The organism is Agromyces sp. NPDC056965 (genome assembly GCF_042673425.1).
Classification (GTDB): domain Bacteria; phylum Actinomycetota; class Actinomycetes; order Actinomycetales; family Microbacteriaceae; genus Agromyces.
Map to the genome: position 1 here is coordinate 1 of NZ_JBHURI010000114.1, position 9,774 is coordinate 9,774.

The following is a 9,774-nucleotide window of genomic DNA, read 5'->3' on the forward strand; positions in this document are numbered from 1 at the left end:
GGGCTCACGTGAGCCGCGGCATCCGCGTGCCCGGTGGGAAACCGTGCCGCGCATGATCCGCGTGTCCCCCATTCGGGTCACTTGAGAAAGTCTCGCGTACCCCACTTTCGGGTGACATCCTGTACGAACATCCCGATCAATACGGGATTCTTCGTCGTTCATGCCCCCCGGACTGGTGTCATGGCCGCCCTACCGTGTCCCCCATTTCCTCTGATTGACTCGCCGGGACTGGGCAACGGACTCAGGTTTTTGCTTTCTCACCCGAGCACAAGAAGGCCATCATGGACAGCTGGTTCGGCAACACTTCCCACGACGACGCACGGCCCCGCCGGTCGCGCCGACAGCGAGTGGAGACGAGGAAGCGCAGAGCCACCGCGCTCATCGCATCGCTCTCGGTCGGCGCCCTGCTGGCGATCGGGTTGCCGATGACGGCGTTCGCGGAGCAAGCGGTCGAGCCGGCACCGGATGCCGCGACGACGAGCGAGACGCAAGAGGCGACGACGAGCGACGAGACGTCGAGCGAGACGCCCGCAACCGAACAGCCGGCCAGCGACGCCCCTGCCGTCGAGACGCCGAGCGAGCCGGCCCCCGTCGAGGAGACGCCGTCCGAGGCGCCGGTCGACACCCCGCCGGCGAGCACGCCGCCGGAGGACAGCCTGCCCGCGCCGAACCTGAAGGCGCCGATGGACATCACGCCGATGGCGGTCTTCCCGGCCGACACCGCGAATTGTACGACGAACTGCGGCAATCTGACCATCACGAACGTCGTCTCCGGCGGATCGGCGACCGCGGCTCAGTGGACCCTGCACGCCGTGCGCTCGAGCAACAGCGACAACTACAACTTCACGTCGGGGCAGACCCGACCGGTGCCGCGCAACAACACCTACACCCTCTTCGCCGACAGCGGGCCGGCGAACTACACGACGACGCTCACCTGCTCGACCGGCGGCAGCGACGGCCAGGATCCCGTCTTCGACCAGGCCGCCCGCACCGTCACGTTCAGCAACACGAACGGAAGCCCCAACCAGAAGTTCGCGAACTGCACGTTCACGCAGACCTACAGCGGCCCCGCGACGATCAACGTCCAGGTGGGCGGCTCGCGCACCGGCACCTCCAGCGTCGGCGGCCTCGGAGGCGTGACGCTGCAGCTCTACACCGACAACAACGGTTCGTTCGGATCGGTCATCAACCAGCCGTGGGCCACCTGCGTGTCGACCCCCGCGGGCGTCTGCAGCTTCAGCGTCCCGAACGCCAACAACTCCAACTTCTGGGTCGCCCAGGCCGTGCCCGGCGTTCCGGCCGGCTGGACGGCCAACGACTCGCTCGCCGTCGGCGAGACGCCCGCGTCCGCGGCGTACCGGTTCCGCATCGCGGACGTCGACGCCGGCGAGACCCTCAGCTCGTTGGCCGACTTCATGATCGCCACGGGCAACAGCGCGAACAACGCGTCCGGCGGCATCTGGCAGAGCTCGCTCGCGAACCCGACGCGCGCGCAGCAGTGCGGCGTCCGCATCGCGCTCGTGATCGACCTCTCGGGCTCCGTCGCACCGAACTTCACCGACCTGAAGAACGCCGCGAAGGGCTTCGTCACCGCCCTGCAGGGCACGCCGTCGCAGGTCGGTATCTTCACCTTCAACAACGTCGCCCCCGCAACGGCCGGCTCGAACCTCGGCATCACGCCGGTGTCGACGGTCGCGGGCGCGAACATCGTGCGCAACCACATCGACACCTTCACGACGCCGACCGAGGCGACGAACTGGGATCGCGGTATCTATCAGGTCGCGACGAGCGGCACGCAGTACGACATCGCGCTCGTGCTGACCGACGGCAACCCGACCGTCTACGCGAACGACGAGGGCCCGGGCAACCGCACCCGCTTCCGCGAGGTCGAGAACGGCGTGTTCTCGGCCAACGCGGTGAAGGCGCTCGGCACCCGCGTCATCGCCTTCGGCGTCGGCAGCGGTGTGGGCGGTTCGCCCGACAACCTCGTCGCCATCTCGGGCGACCAGCTGAACTCCGACTACTTCCAGTCGTCGAGCTACGACCAGGCTGGAACGATCCTCCGCAACCTCGCGCTCGGCGCCTGCCAGGGATCGGTCTCGGTCGTCAAGCAGGTCGTCTCGAGCTCGAGCACCGGTGAGCAGAAGACCGGTCAGACGCCCGCCGGCGGTTGGAAGTTCACCGCCGCACCGACGACCCCCGGCATCACGCCTCCCACGCAGGAGGGCACGACCGCTGCCGGCACCGGCGCCGTCAACCTGCCGCTCACCTTCGCGGGCGGCACCACCAACGGCACGGTGAAGGTCACGGAAGACCCGCAGGGCCACAGCATCGTGCAGACGGGCGGCAAGAACGCGGTCTGCACCGATCAGGCCACGGGCAGCGCCATCACCGTGTCGAACGAGGCCAACGGATTCTCGATCCCCGTGAGCTCGACGCAGGCGATCACCTGCAACGTCTGGAACCGGCCGCCATTGCCGCAGTCGAACTTCAGCGTCAACAAGGTCTGGGTCGTCAACGGCGTCACCTACCAGCACGGCAACCAGCCGAGCGGCCTCACCGCCCAGTTGACGGTCGACGGCGCCAACGCGCCGTGGGTGACGACGCAGGGCCCGCTGCCGGCGAACACCGTCGTCGCGCTCAACGAGACGACGGGTGTCGGCTCGCGCGACCTCTGCACGATCACCGACCGGAGGGTCACGCTCGCGAACGGCCAGGTGCCCGCGAACGGCGCCCTGCCCTTCAGTCCGACACTCCAACCCGGTGACAACAGCTACACGATCACGAACACCGTCACGTGCGACTCCCAGCTGACGCTGAAGAAGACCGTGGCCAACGGCGGTGTCGCAGCGACCACGTGGAACCTCGACGCCGTGGCGCCCGGAGGCGCCCTCCCCGGCCCGAACGGTGCCACCGGCAGCGCCGGCGCGACCGCGCTCGTGACACCGAACGTGACGTACCCGCTCGCCGAGAGCGGCGACCCGCGCTACGTGCAGACGCTCGGCCAGAACGCCGTGCCCATCCCGGGCTCGACCGGCAGCTGGGACTGCGTGCAGACGAACTCGCAGGGAGTCGTCGTACCCGGATTCGCCGACGGCCTGAACGGCGGCGTGACGGTGCCACTCGGCTTCCGCGTGCAGTGCACCGCGGTCAACCAGACCGCCCAGCTCACGCTCGTCAAGAGCGTGCAGGACCTCGACGGCGTCGACGCCGACCCGAGCGACTGGACCCTCATCGCCACGCCGAGCGGTTCGATCCCGGGCCTCACGCCCGTGCAGACGACGACCGGCAACACGGTGCTCGTCCGACCGGGCACGAGCTACACCATCTCGGAGACCGGCGGCCCCGCCGGCTTCGAACAGGTGAGCATCCAGTGCAAGACGAGCCCTGACGGCCAGTACGTCACGACGACGACGATCACCCTGACGGCACTCGCACAGGGCACCTGCGTCATCACGAACACGCCGATCCCGCCGCAGCTGAAGCTCACGAAGGTCGTCACCGGCAACGTGGCGCTGCCGACCTCGTGGAACCTCGCCGCCAAGGTCGGCGCCGTCATCGTCGCCCAGGGCGACGGAGGCACGGGCGGATTCGTGGACGTGCCCGCCGGGCAGGCCATCGCGCTCTCCGAGTCGACGGCCCTGCCGAACGCCGACCAGTTCCAGGCCGGCACGTGGCTCTGCTCGAAGAACGGCGGAGCAGCGGTTCCCGGCCCGGCGGTCTCGCCGCTCGCACCGGGCGACAAGGTCGACTGCACCGTGACCAACACGCTCAAGGCGATCACGCCGACGATCGTGAAGACCGCGGCCGTTCCCACGCCCAACGCCGACGGCGTGAGCTGGGACATCGGGTACGACATCGTCGTGACGAACCCGAGCGCCTTCCAGGACCTGACGTACAGCCTCACCGACACGCTCGACTTCGGCGGCGACGTCACGGTGAACAGCGCGAGCTACCAGCGCACGCTGCCGGCACCGCCGGGTTCGTCGACGCCGTGGAGCGTCGCGTTCGACGGCGAGCAGGCCTTCGCCGGTGAGCCCCTGCTGGTCAAGGGCACCTCGCACACGTGGCACGTGACCGTCAACGCGACGGTCGCACCGGGCGCCGACTTCGGCGGCACGAGCCCGACCGCCTGCGACGCCGGCACCCCTGGCACCGTCGGGTTCCTGAACACGGCGGTCATGACCGTCGGCGGCGTCGCGTACCCCGCCGAGGACTGCTCGGTCCCGGTCAAGCCGACGATCGCCAAGGTCGGCGGCACGGCCGTCGACAACGGCGACGGCACGTGGACGCTGCCCTACACGATCACGGTGACCAACCCCTCGGCCACCACGAGCGTGCAGTACGACCTCGACGACGCGCTGGGCTACCCGGCATCCGTCTCCGTGCTCGACCGCACGGTCACCCCGCCGGCCGGCGTCACGCTCGTGCCCGGCTGGACCGGCGCCGCGCCGAACACCCTCCTCGCCGACAACGTGACGCTCGCCGGCACCGCCGGTGTCGACACGCACGTCTACACCGTCGCGATCACGGTCGCGATCGGCGCGGATGCCCCGGCGCTCCTCTGCCCGAACCTCGACAACACCGCGAAGGTGACGGCCGGCAACCAGACCGGCACCGCAACCGGCTGCGTCTCCGTCGACAAGCCGACGATCGTGCACGACAAGACCGTCGTGCCCGGCTCGGTGAGCCAGGCCGCCGACGGCACATGGTCGATCGCGTACGACATCACCGTCAAGAACACCGGTGCCATCGGCGGCGTCTACGACCTCGTCGACGCGACGAAGTTCGGCGCCGGCGTCGACGTCTCGGGCGCGAGCTACACGCTCGCGAAGAACAGCGACGCTCCTGCACCGTGGACGGACGGCACGGCGCTCGCGACCGGCGCCTACCTCGCGGCCGGCGACCCCGACCCGAGCGACGTGTATCGCATCACGGTGACCGGCATCGTGCTGACCGGCCCCACCCCGCTGCCGTCCCAGACGGCGTGCCCGGGACCGAACGCCGACGCCGCGGCATTCAACAACGCCGCCACGCTGACCGTCGCCGGGGTTCCGACCGTCGACACCGCGTGCGATGCGCCGAGCGTTCCGACGATCGTGAAGTCGGGGGCGACCGCAGCCCAGCAGCTCGACAGCAGCTGGAACGTGACCTACACCCTGACGGTCTCGAACACGGCGCCCGGCGCCAAGCCCTCGTACTACTCGCTCGATGACGAACCCGGCTTCCCCGCGGGCGTCGAGTTCCACTCGTACCAGGTCGACGGCGGCCCGGTGGAGTCGTACGCCGGCGGCTCGATCGCGATCGTCGGAGCCACCGCGATCGCGGCCGGCGCCACGCACGTCTACACGATCGTGCTGAACGTCGACGTCCCGTCCGGCTCCGTGCCGGGCGCCGACCTCGAGTGCGTTCCGACCGCACCGACCGCCGGCAAGGGCTTCTTCAACACGGCGGTGCTCACGAGCGGCCAGTTCGAGTTCGAGGACACCGACTGCACCGACATCACCGACGGCGGTGTGCCGACGGTCGCGAAGGGCGACCCGACGGTCGTGCAGGGTGCCGACGGCGTGTGGACCATCACCTACCCGATCACGGTCACGGGCAACGCGGACTTCGTCACGAAGTACACGCTGGCCGACACCCTGAAGTTCGGTCCCGAGATCGACGTGCTGACCGCAGCCTGGTCGGGAACGACGTCGGGCAGCTGGGCCGACCCCGAGGGCAACCCGACGGCGACGCTCGTCAGCACGCCGCGGACCATCGGCGTCGACGTCGTCGAGGAGTTCACGGTCACGGTGACCGCGAACGTCGACAAGGCGGCCTTCGCCGATCCGACGACGGACACGTGCACGCCGAGCCAGGGTGCCCCGAACGTCGGGTTCCTGAACGAGGCGAAGCTCACCTCCGGCACGAGCACGCAGACCGACACCGGCTGCGGCGTGCCTGCCGAACCCGAGGTAACGAAGGTCGCCCAGGGATCGGTGACGCGAGTGGGCGACCACTGGGAGGCGACGTACACCGTCACGGTGAAGAACCTCTCGCCGAGCCAGGAGCTCGTCTACGACCTCGAGGACGAGCCCGAGTTCGCGGACGCCGCGACCATCACCGAGCGCACGGTCACGAGCGCCGACGCGACGGTCGACCCCGACTGGAACACTCCGTCGACGACCGACACGATCGTGCAGGACCAGGCCCTCCCGGCCGGCGCGAGCGACGTGTTCACCGTGCTCGTGAAGTTCACGGTCGAATCCACGCCGAGCGATCCGTCGCTGAGCTGCGAGGAGCAGGGCCTGCTCAACACCGCGACCGTCACCTCCGGCGACACCTACACCGACGACGCCTGCTTCGACGTTCCGGTGGTCGTGGTCATCGAGAAGATGTGGACGATCGACGGCGGCTCGCCGATCGCGTGGGACAGCCCGTCCCTCCCGGCCGGCTTCACCGCTCAGGCCACGCTCGACGGCCAGAACGTGCCGTGGAGCACCGAGCAGGGACCGTACGTCGACGGCGCAGAGGTGACCGTCGGCGAGGGCGAGGTGCTCGTGCCGAGCGGCTGCGTCGCCGGCGACCCGATCGGCGTGGGCGACAAGACCCTCGCCGGCACGGTCAACACGTACACCGTGACGAACCCCGTCACCTGCACGCAGACGGTCACCCTCGAGAAGCACGTCGACAACCAGCACGGCGGCGCGGCAGTGCCCGCCGACTGGACGGTGTCGGCGAGCGCGCTCGACGACGGCTTCGGAGGACCGGGTACCGCCACCGGCCCTGTGGAGCGCGGCGTCGGATACACCCTGAACGAGGTGTCGACCACGTGGGAGAACGGCGTCGAGTACGAGGTCTCGGCGACGTGGACCTGCGAGTCCGAGAGCGGCGCGGACGCGTTCACCCTGGTGAGCACGCCCGGTTCGACGAGCGCGACCCTCACGGTCACCGAGCTCGGCGCCACCGTCGACTGCGACATCACGAACACGGATGTCGCGCCGAAGCTGACGCTCGAGAAGAAGGTGCTGCCGCTCGCGATCGCACCGGACTTCCCGCCGACGCTCTGGACGCTCACGGCGGCCGACGGCGACACGGAGGTCATCTCCGGTGACGGAACCGCAACGGGAACCGTCGACTCGAACGTGGCGTACACGCTCTCCGAAGCGGCGGACTTCCCCGGTGCCGACGAGTTCACGCCCTCGCTCTGGAGCTGCGTCTCCACGAACGGCGTCGCGCCGCTCGTGCTCGACGCGGCTGACGGCGACGTCGAGCTCCAGCCGGGTCAGGAGGTGAACTGCGAGATCACCAACACCGCGGCTCCGGCCACGTACACCCTCGACAAGGAGGTCGTCGGGACCGAGCAGAACGCCGACGGCACCTGGACGATCGAGTACAAGATCACGGTGACCGACGAGAGCGTCGTCTCAGCCGTGACCTACGACCTCAGTGACACGCTCGCCGACTTCGGCGAGGGCATCACGATCGACGAGGCGACGTGGACCGGTCCGGGCGGGTCCGCCGGCAGCTGGGCGGATCCCGCGATCGAACCCACGGAGGAGCTCGCGAACAACGTGATCCTCACCGCGGGCGAGGGATTCCACGAGTACTTCGTGACCGTCGAGGCGACGGTGACCGAGGACGCGTGGTCCGAGGAGACCGTCGAGTGCACCGAGGGCGAGGGCGGTTTCCGCAACACGGCCATCCTCACCGTCGGCGACCTGCCGACGGAGGCCAGCGCCTGCGACGAGCCGGGACGTGCCACTGCCGAGAAGACGGTCGTCGGCTCGCCGACGGACAACCTCGACGGCACGTGGACGGTGAACTACGAGATCGTCGTGACGGCCGACCCCGAGAAGGACCTCTTCTACGACCTGAGCGACGCGCCGGCCTTCCCGGCGGGTGCGACGTTCACGGCCACGGCCGAGGACCCGAACGGCGACCCGGTCGCCGACTGGACCGGCACCGGCGACGCCACCGTGCTCGCCGACGACCGGCCGATCCTCGCCGGCGTCGACCAGACCTGGTCGATCACGGCCATCGTCGATGTCACGAAGATCACCGACATCGACCTCGCGAAGTGCGTCGCGACCGAGAGCGGCCACGGCTTCTTCAACGGGGCGCTCTTCACGAACGGCCAGATCGAGACGCCCATCAGCGGCTGCGTCGACATCCCGATCGTCGAGGTCGGCATCGTGAAGACCGCGGTGCTGCCCGAGGGCGTCACGGCAGTCGAGGCCGGCACCGAGGAGAACACGTTCAACTGGGTGCTGACGGTGACGAACAACGGACCGACACCGGTCGAGGGCGTCGTCGTGAAGGACGTGCTGGCCGACTCGCTCGAGTTCGACCCGGCCGACATCACGCTCGACCCGGTCGGATCGTGGACGTTCGTCCAGAACGGCAGCGAACTGACCTGGACGACCGATGCGACCTTCGCCACCGGGCCGATCGTGACGATCACGATCCCCGTGACGCTGAAGGATCCCGCCGTCGGGCCGGAACTGCCCGAGAACCCGGGTGAGGTTCCTCCGCTCGTGCCGGCGGAGAACATCGAGAACACGGCGTGCGTCGAGGTCTCGGAGTTCGACGTCGATCCCACGAACGACTGCGACACCGCGGATGTTCCGACCAAGGCCATGGAGGCGAACGCCTACGTGCAGTGCGTGAACGACGTGCCGTACCTGTACCACAACGTGCAGACGACCGGCTCGGTCGCTCCGGGACCGATCACGGTGACGTGGACGCCCGACGCGAGTGTCTACCCCGACGCGACTCCGATCGTCATGGAGATCCCGTGGGAGCAGCGCAACGGTCGCACGCTGTGGCCGTACGGCGTGGTCAACGACGAGGGCATCTCGATCGGATGGCCCGGCTGGCGCCTGATCCAGGAGGGAGACGTCGTCGGCGAGAACGGCATCGTCGACATCTGGGAGAACATGGTGAAGGACTCGAAGCTCGAGAGCTACGCGTTCGCCGACCAGGTCAACCCGATGACGATCACCTTCCAGGTCAACCCGAGCCAGTCGGTGCTCGCGGTGTACCCGCAGGCCACCCCGGCCTGCGAGGTGCAGCGCGACCCGACGGTCGAGATCCTGAAGACGTCGAGCGTGACCGAGGCGAAGCCGGGCAGCTCGTTCGACTACACGCTGTCGGTCACCAACTCGGGGCTCGGTGCGGTCGAGGCCATGGAGCTGTTCGACGAGATCCCCGGCGACCTCAAGGTCACCGCGATCACGACCGATCCCGCTCCCGCCTTCCCGCGCTGGGATGACTGCGAGGTCACCGGCAAGGATTCGGCCGGCTACGGCGGCACGCTGCACTGCGTGTTGAACGGCATGATCGGCGGCACCCAGCCCGATGCTCCGGACGTGGTGCTGACCGTGACGCTGAATCCCGCCTCGAAGAAGTCGAGCATCGACAACACGGGCGAGGTCTGCTGGAACGACCTGCCGGAGCCGCCCGAGGTGCAGCCTGAAGGGGAGGTCTCGGTGCTCTCGGTGATCGATCCGGAGCTGCCCGTGATCTGCGACGACTCGACGGTCACGGTCAAGATCCCGCAGGCGGGCGCCATCGCCTCGACCGGGTTCGCGGGAGCGCCACTCCTGTGGGGCGCGGGCGGACTGCTCGTCGCCGGCGCACTCCTGATCGCCGCGATGATGATCCGTCGTCGCCGTGCGGGGGAGGCCGCCGAGTAACGGCTCCGTCACCGCGAACGGGAAGGGCCGGGTCGTGACCCGGCCCTCTCTCGTGCCCTGACCGACACGCGGAACGGGGCCGATGCCGTTCGGC

At 69.1% G+C, this 9,774-nt stretch carries 1 protein-coding gene; it reads left to right on the forward strand.

Going from position 1 to position 9,774, the window contains the following annotated elements; translation table 11 throughout:
* The first annotated feature begins 281 nt into the window (after positions 1–281).
* Positions 282–9,680, forward strand: coding sequence for a hypothetical protein (locus ACFTQE_RS18960; protein ID WP_376926530.1), 9,399 nt, complete (start codon positions 282–284; stop codon positions 9,678–9,680).
* The last annotated feature ends 94 nt before the right edge of the window (positions 9,681–9,774 follow it).